General features: G+C 47.2%; 14 protein-coding genes and 1 pseudogene. 5 read left to right on the top strand and 10 right to left on the bottom strand.

The window, feature by feature from the left end:
• Window positions 1-13 precede the first annotated feature (13 nt).
• From icmH to tssB, 9 genes and pseudogenes are all read right to left on the bottom strand, one after another.
• Complete coding sequence (icmH, locus tag IV433_RS19710; RefSeq protein WP_370530271.1) at window positions 14-778, bottom strand: type IVB secretion system protein IcmH/DotU; 765 nt, start codon at window positions 776-778, stop codon at window positions 14-16.
• Between the two features lie 4 nt (window positions 779-782).
• Complete coding sequence (tssK, locus tag IV433_RS19705; protein WP_195815593.1) at window positions 783-2,126, bottom strand: type VI secretion system baseplate subunit TssK; 1,344 nt, start codon at window positions 2,124-2,126, stop codon at window positions 783-785.
• Window positions 2,127-2,128: 2 nt separating this feature from the next.
• Window positions 2,129-2,662: a type VI secretion system lipoprotein TssJ gene (gene tssJ, locus IV433_RS19700; protein ID WP_195815594.1), complete on the bottom strand. Its 534-nt coding sequence runs from the start codon at window positions 2,660-2,662 to the stop codon at window positions 2,129-2,131.
• Window positions 2,659-3,987 carry a type VI secretion system-associated FHA domain protein TagH gene (tagH, locus tag IV433_RS19695; RefSeq protein WP_229893565.1) on the bottom strand — a complete coding sequence of 443 codons (1,329 nt, stop codon included), beginning with the start codon at window positions 3,985-3,987 and terminating at the stop codon, window positions 2,659-2,661. The genes tssJ and tagH overlap by 4 nt, the downstream gene beginning before the upstream one ends.
• A 25-nt stretch (window positions 3,988-4,012) precedes the next feature.
• A pseudogene (tssG, locus tag IV433_RS19690) lies at window positions 4,013-5,042 on the bottom strand (type VI secretion system baseplate subunit TssG).
• The gene (tssF, locus tag IV433_RS19685) at window positions 5,006-6,841 is read right to left on the bottom strand and encodes a type VI secretion system baseplate subunit TssF (protein ID WP_195815596.1); all 1,836 of its coding nucleotides are present in this window, start codon (window positions 6,839-6,841) and stop codon (window positions 5,006-5,008) included. The pseudogene tssG and the gene tssF overlap by 37 nt, the downstream one beginning before the upstream one ends.
• Before the next feature lie 5 nt (window positions 6,842-6,846).
• Window positions 6,847-7,278, bottom strand: a complete 432-nt coding sequence (tssE, locus tag IV433_RS19680) for a type VI secretion system baseplate subunit TssE (protein WP_195815597.1) — start codon at window positions 7,276-7,278, stop codon at window positions 6,847-6,849.
• Window positions 7,279-7,280: 2 nt separating this feature from the next.
• Window positions 7,281-8,765, bottom strand: a complete 1,485-nt coding sequence (tssC, locus tag IV433_RS19675; protein ID WP_195815598.1) for a type VI secretion system contractile sheath large subunit — start codon at window positions 8,763-8,765, stop codon at window positions 7,281-7,283.
• 20 nt (window positions 8,766-8,785) lie between these two features.
• Window positions 8,786-9,283: a type VI secretion system contractile sheath small subunit gene (gene tssB, locus IV433_RS19670; protein ID WP_195815599.1), complete on the bottom strand. Its 498-nt coding sequence runs from the start codon at window positions 9,281-9,283 to the stop codon at window positions 8,786-8,788.
• Window positions 9,284-9,825: 542 nt separating this feature from the next.
• On the opposite strand from tssB, the gene IV433_RS19665 reads away from it, so the two are divergent.
• From IV433_RS19665 to IV433_RS19645, 5 genes are all read left to right on the top strand, one after another.
• The gene (locus tag IV433_RS19665; RefSeq protein WP_104924329.1) at window positions 9,826-10,344 is read left to right on the top strand and encodes an Hcp family type VI secretion system effector; all 519 of its coding nucleotides are present in this window, start codon (window positions 9,826-9,828) and stop codon (window positions 10,342-10,344) included.
• Between the two features lie 75 nt (window positions 10,345-10,419).
• On the top strand, window positions 10,420-12,408 hold the full coding sequence (gene tssI / locus IV433_RS19660) for a type VI secretion system tip protein TssI/VgrG (RefSeq protein ID WP_195815600.1): 1,989 nt from the start codon (window positions 10,420-10,422) through the stop codon (window positions 12,406-12,408).
• A gap of 16 nt (window positions 12,409-12,424) precedes the next feature.
• On the top strand, window positions 12,425-13,357 hold the full coding sequence (locus IV433_RS19655) for a DUF2169 family type VI secretion system accessory protein (protein ID WP_195815601.1): 933 nt from the start codon (window positions 12,425-12,427) through the stop codon (window positions 13,355-13,357).
• On the top strand, window positions 13,350-14,573 hold the full coding sequence (locus IV433_RS19650; protein ID WP_229893563.1) for a polymorphic toxin type 30 domain-containing protein: 1,224 nt from the start codon (window positions 13,350-13,352) through the stop codon (window positions 14,571-14,573). The genes IV433_RS19655 and IV433_RS19650 overlap by 8 nt, the downstream gene beginning before the upstream one ends.
• The gene (locus IV433_RS19645; RefSeq protein ID WP_195815602.1) at window positions 14,573-14,950 is read left to right on the top strand and encodes a hypothetical protein; all 378 of its coding nucleotides are present in this window, start codon (window positions 14,573-14,575) and stop codon (window positions 14,948-14,950) included. The genes IV433_RS19650 and IV433_RS19645 overlap by 1 nt, the downstream gene beginning before the upstream one ends.
• Window positions 14,951-15,778: 828 nt before the next feature.
• On the opposite strand, the gene IV433_RS19640 is transcribed toward IV433_RS19645, so the two are convergent.
• Window positions 15,779-17,212 (bottom strand): 6-phospho-beta-glucosidase, encoded by a 1,434-nt coding sequence (locus IV433_RS19640; protein WP_195815603.1) that lies wholly within the window; start codon window positions 17,210-17,212, stop codon window positions 15,779-15,781.
• Window positions 17,213-17,258: the final 46 nt, after the last annotated feature.

The following is a 17,258-nucleotide window of genomic DNA, read 5'->3' as shown; positions in this document are numbered from 1 at the left end:
AAACTCCTTTTTCCTATCTCAGTAGGTTATTCAGTTGATGCAAAATGTCCTGAGTCTGTGTGTTCAGACGAAGCAAATAGAACAGGTAGGTCGCAACCAGAATGGTGATACCACCCGCCAGAAGGTGCTTAATACTCAGCCGCTGGACTAACCGGTAAGCGCCATTTGCCCCTTTCTTGTTCTGATGAAGCAGAGGGAAAGCGCTTTCACCTCTGAGCTGGTGCAGGATGTGATGAAGACGATGAAAAATTTGCTCAAATTCATCGTTGTTCTGAGCGCTGACTTTGTAGCGACCACGAAATCCGAGTGAAAAGCACAGATATAAAAACTCCAGAAGATCCTGATATCGCTTGGGTTCACCCATCAGCCTTTCCAGCAGGATAAAGACTTTTTCCCCGCCCCAGGTTTCGTTATGGAAATGCACGAGTAAGGACTGTTTGATCCAGTCGTTCTGTGTTGACCAGCCCTGACCCAACGCTGTTTCATCGATAAAAGTACACAGCACATAACGGAAAGAAATGATCGTACCCGGCTCGTAACCGTGGTTTTGAAGAAGCTGTTCTATGGCGCGTATATCTGTCACAACCTGACCAAAGAGGTGCTCCGGTAATCCACGGCTACTCATGCTTTTCAGACGAAGCACCATACCCAGCAGCGGAGTCGCGGCATCAATCATTGTATTCAGGCTGTTACCACGTAATGTCAGGCGATACTGGCGCTGGCCTTCTTCACTGACCTCTTCCGGAGGGATCGCGGAAACTGATGGCATCTCGCTCATTACGTTATCCTCTTATTGCCCAGAGCTGCAGATCCAGTTCAGGGAATGATCCCGATACGTGCAGCGCAATGCCGTTTTGTTTCATGATTTCTGACCATGCAGGACTGTTTTTATCCAGGGAGAAGTAAACGTAATTGGCGTGATAAGGGATCTGCCGCGGGGCGGTTGACAGAGTGACTAACGGAACACCTGGCACCTGAACGCTGACGACATTGCGTATTTTTTCGACTGAGCTGATCTTCGATTGCTGTATAAACTGACGTTGCAATATCTCGTGCGGCAACTGCGATTTGACTGCCAGTACAAAGTTTGCCGACTGAAGCAATGTCGCGTCGTTTACGAGGGCAACGTAGATGCCATCCATGTAGCTAAATGGCAGGTTCATGGCTCTTGGTGCAAGAACGGTTCCCAGCGCTTTTCGCAGACGTGGCATTATCTGGCCAAACGTCGCAGTCAGGTTATCGTGCTGGTAGGATTCAAGTTTATCGGGCAATCGGGTGTCTTCGGTAAATGTCACCAGTTCGCCATACAGCGAGATTAAATCCAGATAAAACGCTTCAGGATGCAGCCTCGATAAGGCTGCGCGGTGAGTAAACCTGGTCTGATTTTTGTTGAACATTTGCAACATCATAAATTCAGCGACGTCGGCGATACCCTGTTGTGAAGGGGAGCCAATCCTGCCGGCCAGTTCTGAAGCTCTGCTCGCCAGCGCGGAGGTAATTTCATCCCGATATCTGCGTAATGCTGCGCTGGCCTGAACAGTCTGGCTGCCTGGAATAAAATCAGGATCCAGTTCCAGGCGTCCATCAGAATGGCGATTTTTGATGCGGCAAACCGGGACTGTAACCCAGGCACTCAAATCATCTGCGGCGGTCATTAACCGAGGAATGAGCTGGCCTAATGCCAGCTGGCTGGCATCACCTTCATTGGTGTGCAGGTCGCGAACGTCACTGTAATTAATCCGGTAACGGCCGGAGCTTTGTCCGGCACTGTGCATGCCTTCCACTTCATTGATGACGTCACTGATGATAGGAAAAACCAGAAAAATATCCCGGCTGGCGGTGGAGTTCATGCCAGTAACGAGCAGCGGGACAGGCAGGATATCCTGATCAGGAATACTAAATACCGTGCCGTCTGGCATTGAGCCGGTCGCCTTGTTAATACTGATTTTGCCGTGTTTTAGCTGCGTTTCATCAATATCGAGCTCAGTGAATCCCCAGTTCGAATTACTGATAGCTGACAAACGGTTGTGAACCACATAGTCGTTATAACGCTGAAGTTGCTGAAAATGTTGAGGCTTCACAAACATCCCTTCCTGCCAGATCACTTTATTTTTCATGGTTGCCACGATCATTCATCCTCATTTTTTAATTCGATACTGTTGTCACGAACATGTACCAGCAGGTGGTAGTGATGGCCGATGCCTGTAACGCGCTCAATTGATTTCCATTCGGTTACCTGATCGTCAGAAAAATAGGCCACTACGCCGATATAGCGCGTGGTGGGTTCTAATTTCGTAAGCGGTAATGTTTTCATGGTGTCTGGCAATAAATTGAAATCCTGATGATCGATGTAGTTCTTACCCAGAACGTCATCCAGCTTGTTGGTCGTGATCTGATCGAAATCTGCTTCCCTGAGCTTAGAATCTTCACTCATGTAAATAAGCTGGATGCTCACCGGAGAAGGCTCACCGCTGTCATTTGGGTTGATGTCTGGCTCGGTAAGCAACATTACGGTCATGTCAGAGGGTTGAGCCGCGTTTTCACCCACCTTGATGTCGGGATCACCGATAACCTGGCCTATTTTTTTTATGGTCTGGCAACCCGTGATAGCGCCGGACATCAGGCATATCAGCGAAATCGACAGGAGAAAACGCCATCTCATGATGTGCTTGTCTCCCGGTTCGCCTGGCGCAATACACGGTCATAAACCTGGGCGTACACTTCGTTAAAGAGTTTTTCAAAACCGAGCTGGCGGCTTGATGCCAGTTCCGTGTAGTAATTGCAGTACATGCGCCATGCCCATGCATCATCCATATCGTGACGGTGTTCGTGGCTGCGGCGATATTGAGCAAAACGATTCATCAATTGCTCGGGTGAAAATGCGTCAAGCATCATCCTCAGGGCTTCAACGATGGCTATCTGATTTGCCTGATTATGCAATTTCATATTGCGGAGACTTTCTGAAACTGCCGCCGGGGCTGACAGATGCACCGGGCTTTTTTGATCGGCAAACAACACACTCAGCGCCGATTCGTAATTGAGATTCAGACGTAACGGATTGTCTTCTAAAGGGCGCAGATGTTTATCGGAAAGGCTGTTTTGTTGAAATTGTAAATCGAGTAACCCTTTGACCGCGGCCTGTAACGTACGGCCAATCTGTTCCAGAAAATCATCCGCATCCTGGGAATTATTCAAAGGCACCGCGTGGCCTAATCCGCGCATCAAAGGTGTGATGGCGACGTGCCGATAGGTCAGATCATTCTTCTGACGATTAACTTCATCATCTGAGAGCGTGTACGGATTATTTCTTGTATCAGGTAAGTCCATAAAAGGATTATCTATTCCGCCATTTGGGGAAATATCAGAACCGGGTGCGGTCGGATGGATACGGTGCGAATACTGCATATAGGAAGGATCATCGAATGCAGAAAACTCGGCATGGAGCGTTGTCAGACTTTCCTTTTGCAATGCCGCAAGCGGATCCTGGGAAAAGCTGTTAACTAAGGTCGGTGCCGTTTCACGATAAGGCATCGTATTTTGGTAAGCGGGCTGCCCGTCGGTTGTTAACAACGTTTCTGTCAGTTGATCGCGGTTCATCACGATGGTTTCTGGCGTAGCGTTTTGCATGTCATAGTCCACCTCATCACCACGGTGAAACTGCGCTTTCATCCGAAGTGAGCCAATGTGGATTTCGTCTCCTTGCCGGAGGCGGATTAACCCGGAGTTATGGGTAACACCAGACTGATTTATCAGCAGATTTTTTGCGAAGCTTTGCATGCAAAACGTGCCATCATGCCAGCTGATAGCGCAGGATTTTTCCCCGATTGTTTTCTGCCGATCCTGAATTGACCAGTGGCAGTTTTCAGCGTGACCAATATCACCACCGTCGGTATTGAAAAGGCATTTCGCCGCCCGGCCACTTTCAAGTTCATTACCATTCAAAATCTGTAATGAGAGTGATGGCTGCTGTTGTGTATCCTTTGCCATACTGCGCTCCATTTATATGTTTTGATTACGATCTCACGGCGATTTTCACGTGAGGATGCCGGGCGGGATTACCAAGAAAGCTAGTCCATCCCAGCAGGGAATTTTGTTCATTGCCTAGCGTCATTCCACCTACCTGGTCAGGTGCAATTCCGAGACGTAAATCCCAGGCAAACTGATCGCGTAAGATGAATGCGACGAAAAGTGTCAAAGGCAGAAAGTTCTCCCCGTTCGGGAGAAAGGAAAGGAAACGTTCGCGGGATAAGTTATCTATGCATAACAGGAATTTGCCACCACGATCCGGCACTGTGCTGCCAATAGAAAAATTCTGGCCCAGCACCGACTTCCCAGTAATTTTGCAGCCGAGAATGCCTCTGCTGCCAAGCCGGTTTTGCTGCTCTGGTGCAATATTCATCTTTCGTAACTGCCAGCCTTGCAAGGTCACTTCGTCAAGATCAAAACAGTGAGAGACCAGGCTGCAGATAACTTCTGGTGAGCGTCCCGGATTGGCCAGCGCGCCGGCATAAGCCAGCATTTTGCTGTGGTTGATCGCCATGCGACCTCGGATGCTCTGACTGCCAAGTCCGACTAAGGCATACATCCGTTGGGAGAAATCATCAGTTCCACCGTTGCGGAAACAAACGTAGTACCGATATTTTCGCCAGATGTGATAGATAAACTGCGTCCAGCGGTGGGAAAACATATCCAAAAAATCAGTCAGTTTTCTCTCGCCTTGCGCAGATTCCCAGGCAAGATTATCCAGGTAATATCCCGGCATCGGAGACTGACTTCCATGTAGGCCCAGAAATGCAGTCGTCATGATGATTTGATTGATTCACCCTGAGTTCCTGCACATCGCTTATGGGAAAAGCAATACTCGCATCAGCTTCGAAGCGAACGGCTTCTTCATGAGGCTCAGTCTGCAAGGAGATTTTTTCATAAGTCCCGGTTTGCTTATGAATGGCCTCTACCAGCGCATAAAAGTTATAACGACGAACATCGCTGAAAGGGATCTTTGTCATTAAATCAGCGCGTGCTGACCTATTCTTTCCGGCCATTCGTAGCACTCCTGATTATCGATATTGACCACTTTCAATATGTGGAAACTGTTCACGCTGGCATAGAGCGAAAAGAAATGTGAGAGCACGGTACCCAGTAAATACAGATCGCCTTCACAGACAAAAGGCGTCTGCCGGATGGATATCGTGGAGGCCAGACCGCGAACCGGCACGCCTTTAAATAAACGATCGACAGGGTGGGTTTCAATCTGCTCCATTGCATCCAGCTTCTGTTGCGATAAACGTGCCGCCTGAGGGTGGTGGATCCCGGGTAAATCGTAAGTGCGCAGTACCTGTTTTAACGCCTCAAGATCCAGCAATGACAAATAATTAAGGCTCATGTTCGACAGCAGAGACCAGTGAAGGCTGCCGTCGAGAATTGGATATAAAGGCAATGAAGGTCTGGTCACATTACGGAATGAAGTAATCGCCGGATCTTTTCCGCTTGCCAGATTAATATCACCAATCTTGAGTTGTGCGGGAAGATCGCGATTTGTACAGGTCAGCGTAATGGAGACAATTTCTTCATTATCTTCAATATATTGCTGTTTCTGATACGTACCGTCACCGTGGACGAAAGAAATGTAATGCTCGAAGCCGGGATTGGTGAGCGAGCTTTGTGTTTTCACGCGATAATATAAAGCCTCGCGTTGCTGAGCATATTCAACCTGATGCTGAAAGCTTTCGAAGGACACATAAGTGTGCGTAATAGTCTCAGCAGACTTTCCGTTTCTTTTGATATTACGTAAGCCGCTTTGAACGCTGTCCACAGAGAAAATATCGTAGCACTCTGCAGTCTGATGATGAGCTTCCAAAAAATATTGGGTAGAGGCATCATCCAGAACAATCGTTTCTGCACTTTCTGAAAAAAGATTAACAGCGGGCGTGCAATATAAACGCAGGGAGTCTTTTCTTAATTTTAAATCCGCCGGCAGCGGGCGAGAGAAATGCAAACGCAGAGTAAACTGTTCGGCCACTAAATCTTCAGGCAGAGATTGTACCCCGATGATATCGAAAAAGAAAAAACTGTCCAGAAAACAGAGATATTCTTGTAGTACGCGATAACCGCTGTAAACGTTTTTAGGATACGGCAGCAAGGCATCCTGTTTTTCAAAACCAACAGGATATAGCCTGAAATCGGGCAAGTGTATTATTTTCTCCCCAACGATTAACTCAACATCGGTCATATACTCACAGAACCATAAATAGAGTTGGTAGCGAGTGTAATTATCGTCGTTGCCAAGCCATAAACGTATTTTCCCAAAGTCCAGAGCGCTGAGGTTTTGTTGCTTTCCTGCCAGAAAATTAATGTCGATCATGCCATGTTTATGGCTGTTATTTGAAGAAACGCTCTCCAGACTTAAAGGAAGCAACCAGATATCACGACCTAAATTAAATTTACACGAAGGGAGCGGATCCCCTGAGCTGTTATCTAATTTTTTACCGGTGGCTTCGCCCGAAGGGCTCATAACCTGAGCGCCTTCAGATACCTTAAATGCTGTCGTCACAGTTTTAGGATCGGGAACATATTCCATGATGGTCATGCTGGGTGTAGGACGAAGATAATTGGGCCACAGCATGTTGAGCAGACTATGCGTGAGTTCCGGGAATTCATCTTCAATTCTTGAACGCATGTTGCCAGACAGAAAAGCAAAACCTTCCAGCAAACGTTCGACGTCGGGATCGGCTTCTTTTTCTGCTAAGAACGGGGCCAGATGAGGTTTTTCTTTAGCCAGTAGTTTCCCCAACTGACGTAAATAATCGAGCTCTTCCCGGAAATATTTTTCCTCAAATGACATGGTGCTTAATCCAGTTGATAGTGGTGATGGTTATCGAGTTGCATATTGAATTCCACGACATCCCGGAGGCCATTAAAATCCACATGGGCAACAATATGGAAATTAAGATCCATCGGGTTATATCCTTCGTTATTGAGTGCCTGGACCTCAGCTTTTCTTACTCTGGGTTCATAATGCTCAATACATTCCTGAATGGCATGCTCGACCGTTTTTCGGAAATCAGCAGAGGTTGCCGTTGCATCATTGAGGTCGATAACGCCCAGCTCTAAGGTGCTCTGGCAACTGCCAGGTCGGGCATTAAGAATGTTGCGCAGATTGCGTTTAATCGATTTTTGTAAGCTCTCGACTTGCACTGAATGGGAGAAACCCGAAGTTTCCCCCCCGATGCGCTCAAACAAACTGGCAGAGACATCCCTTTTCCGGCCTGGCATCATCATGCTTATTCCTTATCCAGTCTTCCAACCAGTGAAAGTTCGAAGTTGGCACCCATGTATTTGAAGTGCGGACGAACAGAAATTGCGACCTGATACCAGCCCGGATCGCCATCGACATCCAGCACATCAATTTTGGCCGCGCGTAATGGTTTACGGCTGCGCACATCAGCAGGTGGGTTTTCCTGATCGGCGATGTATTGTTTAATCCAGTTGTTCAGTTCACGCTCCAGATCGTTACGCACTTTCCACGAGCCGATCTGTTCACGCTGAAGGACTTTAATGTAATGAGCGAGGCGGTTGATGATGAACATATAAGGGAGTTGTGTCCCCAGCTTATAGTTCGTTTCAGCCACTTTGCCTTCCGGGGTGCCGGGGAATTTTCGCGGTTTTTGTACGGAGTTTGCGGAGAAGAATGCGGCATTATTACTGCCTTTACGCATCGTTAGCGTGATAAAGCCTTCTTCTGCCAGTTCAAATTCGCGGCGATCGGTGATCAAAATTTCAGTGGGAATTTTGGCCTGTGTTTGCCCCAAGGCTTCAAACATATGAACCGGAAGGTCATTCACTGCACCACCGCTCTGAGGACCGATGATGTTCGGACACCAGCGGTATTTGGCAAAACTATCTGTCAGGCTGCTTGCCAGAAGATATGCCGTATTTCCCCATAAATAATCTTCATGGTTATGACTGACATCTTCCTGATAATTGAATTTTTTAACCGGGTTCTCGACTGGCGAGTAGGGCAAACGTAACAGGAAGCGTGGTGCTGTAAGCCCCAGATAGCGCGCATCTTCAGTTTCTCGTAACGCACGCCATTTGGTGTAGGCCGGGCCTTCAAAAATAGACGAAATGTCTTTGATTGTTGGCAGTTCGGTGAATGAGTTAAGACCAAAGAAATCTGGCGAGACGGAAGTCAGGAACGGCGCATGAGCCATCGCACCGACTGCACTGACATAATTCAGCAGCTTCATATCTTGTGCGGAGTTGTTAAACGCGTAGCTGCCGACGATGGAAGCGATCGGTTCACCGCCAAACTGGCCATACCCGGATGAGTAAACATGTTTATAAAAGCCGGACTGAACAATTTCTGGCGCAAACTCAAAATCTTCCAGTAACTCTTCTTTCGTTGCATGCAAGATATTGATTTTAATGTTTTCTTTAAAATCTGTACGATCGACCAGCAACTTCATTGAGCGCCAGAATGATTCAACCTGCTGAAAAGCATCAGCATGCAGAATGTTATTCATCTGCTGGCTGAGTTTTTTATCCAGCTCAGCAATCATGCGGTCAACGGCAAGTTTGTTTACGGGTTCTGCATGGCTGCCAGATTCAAGAATGCTGGACACAAATGCAGCAACCCCTTGTCTGGCAATATCGTAACCATCTGATTCCGGCTGGATGCGTGTTTGCGCCATAATCTCATCCAGAAGCGACTTTTGTTGTACGCCAGATTCAGCAACGGATGCAGACAGTTCTTCCTGTAATGACATAGTAAAAATCCCTTTTAAAATTATGGCTTATTGACGATATCGAGTTCTTTCAGGAGCTGTGATCGTGACTCTTCCTGGTCCAACAAAGCTTGCAATTGAGTCCGGAAAGCCGGGACATTGCCCATCGGACCTTTCAGTGCAACCAGTGCTTCACGCAACTCCAGGAGTTTTCTCAGCTCCGGCACCTGCTTAACGATGTTATCCGGGGAGAAATCCTCCATCGCTTTAATATCCATCTCGACCTGGATATCTTCCCCTTTCTTATCGCTAAGCGAGTTTTCAACGCTAAAGTTCAGGTTGATCCCTGTTTCACTCATCACAGAGTTAAAATTATTTTTATTAATAGATACTGCAGAGCGCTCATCGATTGGCGCATCTTCCGGCCGGCCTTTCATATCACCGACTACCAGGAGATTTAGTGGTAACTCAACTTCAGAACTTAATCCATCCGCTTTTGGCACATAGCGAATATTAATTCGCTCTTTAGGAGCGACACTGCCGTCTTTGGTATTGCTCATATTGAATCATCCTTAATGTTACATGCCTGTCAGTTATATGATGGCTTTCATAGATAAAGTTTATGTTGCTTTATATATGCTATGGTTTGGTTTATGGGTCGTTATTTCCATTTCAAGATTGACTAAATTACCATTTTAAAAAATTGTTTGTACATAACTATCAGTAAAAAAATAAAAATCTGATTTGTAGTTGTCTTGGTCATGCGTTTATCACATTGTTTTTGTTGAATTTAATTTCTGTTTAATAAGGATATATCGTTTATTTATATGATTAATGGAGCGTTTATTCATATTTTAAATTGTAGGATTTTACGTTTTTTATTATTTGCTAGTTTACGTTTAGGTGTTATTTTACTGCCGACCTCATTTCATGGATACATTTCTATACAGATGTTTTGGAAAGTTATTTCCGAAAATTAACCTAATCTTTGATGTATGGTTTCTTTATCTTTTCCATATAACAAATGTCAGGCTCTATAGGGTTTCATGGATTGTGGGGAATTTAAAATCCGTGGTATGTATTATTTACAAGGAGTTTTACGATGCCAACCCCATGTTATATTTCAATGAATGGTCAGACTCAGGGTAATATTACCGCTGGCGCTTTCACGTCAGAATCAGTGGGTAATATTTATGTCCAGGGACACGAAAATGAAATGCTGGTACAAGAATTTCAGCATATTGTGACCGTTCCAACTGATCCGCAATCAGGCCAGCCTGCAGGTCAGCGTGCACATAAACCATTTATTTTTACCGTGGCGCTGAACAAAGCGGTTCCGTTGCTTTATAACGCATTGGCCTCAGGTGAAATGCTGCCTACGACCGAACTAAAATGGTTCCGTACTTCCGTTGAAGGAAAGCAGGAGCATTTCTTCACTACCCGTCTGACTGATTCCACTATCGTGGATATCAACTGCCATATGCCGCACTGCCAGGACCCAGCAAAACGTGAATTCACTCAATTGATCGAAGTCTCATTGGCTTATCGCAAAATTGAATGGGAACACGTCTCTGCCGGTACTTCTGGCGCGGATGACTGGCGCGCACCGCTGGAAGCCTGAACCCTCAGGTTATAAGTCAACGCCCTGCATGTCATATGCAGGGCGTTATCCCCAGTGCATCGAAGGAATGACATCATGCCACTCAATGGAACCCGCTTTACCATCAATGTCGGAAAAACCCCTAAAGACACATTTGCCGTCCTGAATTTTACCCTTTCCCAATGCTACTCAGAACTCTTTACCCTGGGTGTTGTGCTGGTCAGCAGCGACCCGGCTATCGGGTTTGAAAAAGTGCTGGATGAAGTGGCGACGCTGGTGATCTGGCAGGGTGACGAAATAAAGCGCAGGGTTCGCGGCATCGTGACTTTTTGCGAGCAGGGGGACACCGGTAAACACCAGACGCTGTACCGCATGACAATCCGCCCCAACTTCTGGCGGAGCTCTTTACGTCGCAACTGCCGCAGTTTTCAGAATCTGAACATCTCCGCGATCCTCCAGCCTTTGCTCAGCGAAATGGAAATCGTGAAATACGACACGTTATTTCGCGCCAGCCATAACTGGCGGGAGTTTTGTGTCCAGTTTATGGAAACCGATTTTGACTTTATTTCCCGGCTGGCATCGGAAGAGGGGATCTTCTTTTACGAGCAGGAATACCTCAAGGCGAATGATCAGAAGCTCACTTTTGCGGATAATTGCAGCGCGCTGAGCCATATCGGCTCGTTTGCGTATAACCCGAATGCGGCCTCCGAGGCTCAGACGTATTGCATCAACCATTTTCGCCGCAGCGCCAGTATCAGGCCATCTGAAGTTGTTACGCAGGATTACACCTTCGCCGCGCCCAACTGGCAGGCGCAGTACCAGGCCCAGCCACCGCGGATGAAGTTCCAGCACGATCTGTATGAAATCTACGATTATCCCGGGCGTTTCAAAGACGAACAGCACGGCGCGGATTTTGCCAAATATCAGATTGAAGGCTGGCGTAACAATGCCGATATCGCGGTAGGCAGCAGCAATACGCCGGAGCTGTATCCCGGTGTCTGCTTTGCCCTGAGCGCCCATCCGCGTGAAGACCTGAATGTGAACTGGCAGGTGGTGGCCAGTGAAATGCACGGCGATCAGCCACAGGCATGGATCGGCAACGAAGGCCAGGGCACGACGCTGCTCAATGAATTTGAAGTGATCCCCGCGACCCAGACGTGGCGGGCGATGCCACATCCCAAACCCCGCGTTGACGGGCCACAAATCGCGATAGTCACCGGCCCGCCGGGCGAAGAAATTTTCTGTGATGAGCACGGCCGCGTGCGTGTCAAATTCGCGTGGGACCGCTATAACCAGGCCGACAATTACAGTTCCTGCTGGATACGCGTTTCTCAGGCGTGGGCCGGTACCGGTTTCGGCAACATCGCGATACCGCGCGTCGGGCAGGAGGTGATTGTCGACTTCCTCAATGGTGACCCGGATCAGCCGATCATCACAGGTCGCACCTATCACGCAAGCAACCGTGCTCCCGGCAGCCTGCCAGAAACCAAAACGCAGATGGCGATCCGCTCGCAAACGTATAAGGGCAGCGGTTACAACGAGCTGATGTTCGAGGATGCGGCGAGCCAGGAACTCCTGTCGATGCACGCGCAGAAAGACATGAAGACTAAGGTGCTGAACAACCGGACGACGGACGTGGCAGTTGACCATACCGAAACGGTGGGGAAAGGGCAGACGATCACCGTCGGGAAGGAGAAAGCGGCCGGGCATGATCAGAAGATCACTGTGGCCAATGATCGTGAGGTCAAAGTTGGTAATGATCAGAAGCTTGATGTCGCACATGACCACAACAAAACAATCGGTAATGACCAGCACCTGGAAGTGGTACATGACCGAAATTCCAAAGTCGGCAATGACCAGAACAGTGAAGTTAAAGGTACAGATACTCGAAAAGTCACAAAGTCTCAGAACATCGAAATTGGTGAAAGCTACACGCTGACGGTGAAGGAAAGTCTGACTATTCAGGTCGGGGAATGTCTACTGAAAATGAATAAAGATGGGACGATCACGCTGAACGGTGCCAGTGTTCAGATCTCAGGGAAAAGCAAAATCAATATTTTCGGTGCTGATATTGATATGGATTAATTCAGGGAAGTGATTAATGAACATTACTAATGGCACCGAATTCCCATTCTTACAGTTCGAAAAGGTCGGATATTTTGGCGAACTTTTTAGCGTAGTGGTTGTAAGCCAGACATTCGATCTTTCATCCGATGGGGAAGTTTGTCAGATAGCTGATACCCAACGTATGCCGGTTTTGGCCGATACCTGGTTTGGTGAACCGGAAATGAGCAGCCTGAAAACAGCGACAGATCTTGTTTGTAAAAAGAAGCGATCAGAAATTCTTTTAACGGGGAACGCGTGGAATGCAGCAGGAAGCTCTCGCGAATGGCTGGCTGAATTTCAGGTGGGGGATTTCCGCCGGACTATCTCTGTCTGTGGCCCATGCGAATGGCGATATAAAGATAATGAATGGAAACTGGGTCACTCCGGACTGACTGATCGGGTTCCGTTGCGTTTTGAGCTGGCCTCATTCAGCGAATTTAACCCAGTTGGAAGACGCTTGCCAGAGTATGCCGACACGCAATGTGAGTTCCCTGCTCCTCAATTATCGTCCTCACCGGGCGCGGTTTGCCGGAGCTGGCCATCGAGAGCACGTTATGCCAAAGGTTTCAATTCACACTGGCAAAAGCATACCCGTCCGTTTTATCCCGATGAGTTCGATTTTACCTTCCTGAGCTGCGCCCCACCTGAACAGCAATATGTCGGCTTTCTTAAAGGTGATGAGAAAGTTGTTTTCAACGGCCTTCTGCCGACAAGGGCAAAATTTACAGGTTTCCTGCCCGGGATACGTTTGTTGGCGGAGTTGTACATGGGTGCTCGGGCTCCAGAACAACGGTTGCTGCTAGCGGATACGCTTACCTGTTACACCGACGAGGAACAACTCACGCTGATGTGGCGGTTGACTTTGCCGTCGAACAGTCTCCCGGACAGCCTGATATTGCTGAAGCATCGGGAGGCTAATCATGGCTGAGAAGCACATCGGAAGTCAGGAATCACAGTATATGGTGATCAGCATTGCGCCCGATGTCTGCCTGGTCGGGATTATCCCGGTACCCTTTGACAGTTTTCAGGACCTTTCTTATCAGAAAAGTTATGTCACGAATGTCAGGGCGCGCGGTAAGCCCATCCTGACCGTGGGCTGTGAGATCGCCGGAACACAAAGTAATGCGGGAAAAGGGATCAGTTCGGGCACTAGTCTTGGCAGTGGCGACTGCACAATAATGACGGGGGTGCCGCATATTAAATGCAAAGGAAAACCCGTTGCACGACAGGATTCGCTGGTTGCTATGAATAACGGCAATACCGTCGGCAAGCTTTATACGCAAATTAACCCGGCCAATGGCGAAATACCGGTAACGGGCACCCTTTCCTTATGGGACATGATGGGTGAGATGCAATTGCAGCGAGCCCAGGCAGAGATGGAAGCCGGCAGGCAGATGCCAGATGTTCTTGAGGGGATGGGGAGAGGTTTTATAAACGGCTGGTATATGCTCGGGCACATGTTAGGAAAGGCCGGAATGCTGAATGGTACGATTGAAGCCGACCAGCAAATGGCAGTTTTGAGTACGATGGGAATTAACACCAGCAGCATGGAAGCCGCCAGCGAGCTGAACAAAGCTGTGTTGGAAGAAACAGATACCAGCGAACCGCTTCTGGAGTTGGAGAATGAAGCACAGGAAGTGGGTGCTAACGTTGAGGCTGCTTTGGAATTGCTGTTTTTGATTAAGGGGTTAGCTCAGGGGGCTATAAAGCTTATTGGGCGGGGTGGTAGTAGTGGAGTTAAGGTTGTTGCATTCCAAAATATAGCGATACTCGAACTTTCTGGGCTGATTAGAAATCCAGATGGTAGTATTTTAATAGTGATTTCTGAAGAGTCGAAAGTACGTAAACTTACACCGCCAAGTGGCTATCTTGGCGAATATGGTTATGAATACAAATGGAAAGGTTTATCTGGAGGAACAATGACGGTGCGTATCCATGGAATTGATCCTTTAGCACCTGCTGGCTCAAATGCTCATCGTGGGTGGATTGTCAGAATCTTTGATGGAAAGAAAAGTATGGACTCTCGAGGTGTTTATCACTCTCCTGGTATATTCAATGAATCAAGCCCAAACTACGATCCATCTTTGATTAATGATGTCCATATTCCGATCTCAACCCCTGAAAAATTTCCTGGAGTAAATTGATGATTTTAAATAACAGCTATAACTTAGTTAATAAAATAACTGCAATAAATAAAGCATTGAGTTGCAATGAATATGATTTTTATGAGGACATTGGATTTGTTAAAGATTTGTTTTCATCCCCGTATAACAATAGTGTTGTGGCTGAACCGAATGTTATAAAGGACTTGTGGTTGGTTCTATTTAGAGTTTTCTGTCATGACACATCCTATGATAACAAATTTGATGCTATTTTTGCTATGAGTGATATTTCTCTGTATGCAAACCAAAGGGAAATTGATATTGACAGATCCGTTTTAAAAAAGTGGCGGATTGAATGTAATCAAAATGATATCACATCAGAGGTATTGGAAATAATTGATGATATTTTAGCAATGTAGTTTTAGAACGCTAATTGATGTGCGTTATAAAGCATTGAGGATGTTTGTATTTATTGATAAGGTGTGTTGAAATTGATTTCGCCTAAAATGAAGGAGATGCATTATGATCTGGTTAAAAATTTGAGTTTTCCAGATTCTACGGTAGAACGATTTGAATGGAAAAGTAAGACATTATGTATAATGAAAATACAAGGTGCTTTACTAGAGAAAGGTCAAGACGTTATAGAATATTGTAATTTATATATTTTTGGGGAATGGTCTAAGTGCCAAGTCTGACGACCATTTGTCTAAGAGTTGGGTGGCACATGATGGTAACGAAGATGTGAAAGATATTTGCGAATTTATTTTTGATGTTGATCTAACCATTCGCGGATTCGGCCGAGATTCGGGTTCATAGTTAGAAATTACATTCATTTCACCTCAGGAAGTTTATGCTGAACTTACTTGATTAATTAATTTGATTACTAAATGTGAATGAGTTGATCTACTTTTATCTTTGATAAGATGAATAAACTATCATGAATGTGTATGGACAGGGTGTTAAATGAAAAATTTTACGAAGTCTGTACGCTCTTGATGGCGGGATACTCAATGAAAAAATCTGCCTTGACCGAAAAAAATGAATAGTTTATTACTTGGGAAGATATAAGTGTATAGGGTGTATGAGGTTTCTTAAAAAGAATGTAGTTTATCAGTATAATTATGATGCCATTGTGGACATTGTTAATGGGAACGCTAGGTAGAGTTTGTCGTCATAATTTTTGTAAATTATCGGGTAACTTCCATAATCGACAATATGGCCAGCCCATCAGGAGCCGGCCCCAGTTTTTAAAGCACTTCCCCGTTACTGCCAATCACTTTCTGATACCAGCCGAAGCTCTCTTTTTTCGAGCGCGCCATCGTACCGGTGCCGTCGTCATTTTTATCCACGTGGATAAAGCCGTAGCGTTTGCTGTACTGGCCGGTTGTGAAGGACACACAATCGATGCAGCCCCACGGCGTGTACCCCATCAGCTCTACGCCGTCTTCCAGCACGGCTTTCTTCATCTGTTCGATATGCGCTTTCAGATAAGCGATACGGTAATCATCATGAATGACGCCGTCTTCGCCCGCTTTGTCGATGGCACCAAAACCGTTTTCGACGATAAACAGCGGTTTCTGATAACGTTCATACAGAATGTTCAGGGTGTAGCGAAGGCCAACCGGGTCAATCTGCCAGCCCCAGTCGGAGGCTTTTACGTGCGGATTCGGAACGCTGCCTGCGAAGCCGGACAAACCGTTGTCATCGCTCGGGTTATGCGCCGAAATCGCATTGCTCATGTAGTAGCTCAGGCCGATGTAATCCGCGCAACCTTCGCGCAAAGCCTGCAAATCGCCATCTTCCATTTTGATGTTGAAACCACGGCGTTCCCACTCTTTCAGCGCATACGCCGGGTAGTAACCGCGCATATGGACGTCGCTGAACAGGAAGCGTTCGTGCATCGCTTCGACTGAATACATGACGTCGTCAGGATGGCAGGAGAACGGATACAGTGGCACCATGGCGATCATGCAGCCAATCTGGAAATCCGGGTTGATCTGATGGCCGAGTTTGACCACTTTGGCGCTCGCCACAAACTGGTGATGCAGCACCTGGTACATGGTTTCTTCCGGGTTTTCCTGCTCGGTGAACACCACGCCGGAGCAGCAATAACCGAACAACGGATACTTCCAGTTGCGCTGGTTGTTGATCTCGTTGAAGGTCATCCAGTATTTCACTTTGCCTTTGTAGCGTTCCATCACGACCTGGCTGAAGCGCACAAAGAAATCAACGACCTGACGGTTTTTCCAGCCGCCATATTCTTTCACCAGATGCCACGGCATTTCGAAGTGGGAAAGGGTGATCACCGGCTCGATATTGTGTTTGAGCAGTTCATCAAACATATCGTCGTAGAATTGCAGCCCGGCTTCGTTTGGCTGTAATTCGTCGCCGTTCGGGAAGATGCGCGTCCAGGCAATCGAGGTGCGGAAACACCTGAAGCCCATTTCGGCAAACAGCGCGATGTCTTCTTTGTAGTGCGAATAAAAATCGACAGCTTCGTGGTTAGGGTAGCTGTAACCCTCCAGCACGCCGTCGGTCATCACGCGATCGACGCCGTGCGCGCCGCCGGAAAGCACGTCACAAATGCTCACGCCTTTGCCGCCTTTATTCCAGCCGCCTTCAACCTGATGTGCCGCAACTGCGCCGCCCCATAAGAAATCTTTCGGTAACTGTTGACTCATTTTCGTTCTCCCTTGAGGCGGGCTGTAGCAGCCCGCGTGGTAAATG

This window comes from Rahnella laticis (genome assembly GCF_015644585.1).
Taxonomy (GTDB): Bacteria; Pseudomonadota; Gammaproteobacteria; order Enterobacterales; family Enterobacteriaceae; genus Rahnella; species Rahnella laticis.
Note: the sequence above shows the minus strand (reverse complement) of the source record. Positions and strands in the feature narration are given on the sequence as shown.

Excerpts from the sequence above, each read along its gene's own strand:
- icmH (WP_370530271.1), bottom strand. The coding sequence starts at position 778 with ATGAGCGAGATGCCATCAGTTTCCGCGATCCCTCCGGAAGAGGTCAGT.
- tssJ (WP_195815594.1), bottom strand. The coding sequence starts at position 2,662 with ATGAGATGGCGTTTTCTCCTGTCGATTTCGCTGATATGCCTGATGTCC.
- tagH (WP_229893565.1), bottom strand. The coding sequence starts at position 3,987 with ATGGCAAAGGATACACAACAGCAGCCATCACTCTCATTACAGATTTTG.
- tssF (WP_195815596.1), bottom strand. The coding sequence starts at position 6,841 with ATGTCATTTGAGGAAAAATATTTCCGGGAAGAGCTCGATTATTTACGT.
- tssE (WP_195815597.1), bottom strand. The coding sequence starts at position 7,278 with ATGATGATGCCAGGCCGGAAAAGGGATGTCTCTGCCAGTTTGTTTGAG.
- tssC (WP_195815598.1), bottom strand. The coding sequence starts at position 8,765 with ATGTCATTACAGGAAGAACTGTCTGCATCCGTTGCTGAATCTGGCGTA.
- tssB (WP_195815599.1), bottom strand. The coding sequence starts at position 9,283 with ATGAGCAATACCAAAGACGGCAGTGTCGCTCCTAAAGAGCGAATTAAT.
- IV433_RS19665 (WP_104924329.1), top strand. The coding sequence starts at position 9,826 with ATGCCAACCCCATGTTATATTTCAATGAATGGTCAGACTCAGGGTAAT.
- tssI (WP_195815600.1), top strand. The coding sequence starts at position 10,420 with ATGCCACTCAATGGAACCCGCTTTACCATCAATGTCGGAAAAACCCCT.
- IV433_RS19655 (WP_195815601.1), top strand. The coding sequence starts at position 12,425 with ATGAACATTACTAATGGCACCGAATTCCCATTCTTACAGTTCGAAAAG.
- IV433_RS19650 (WP_229893563.1), top strand. The coding sequence starts at position 13,350 with ATGGCTGAGAAGCACATCGGAAGTCAGGAATCACAGTATATGGTGATC.
- IV433_RS19645 (WP_195815602.1), top strand. The coding sequence starts at position 14,573 with ATGATTTTAAATAACAGCTATAACTTAGTTAATAAAATAACTGCAATA.
- IV433_RS19640 (WP_195815603.1), bottom strand. The coding sequence starts at position 17,212 with ATGAGTCAACAGTTACCGAAAGATTTCTTATGGGGCGGCGCAGTTGCG.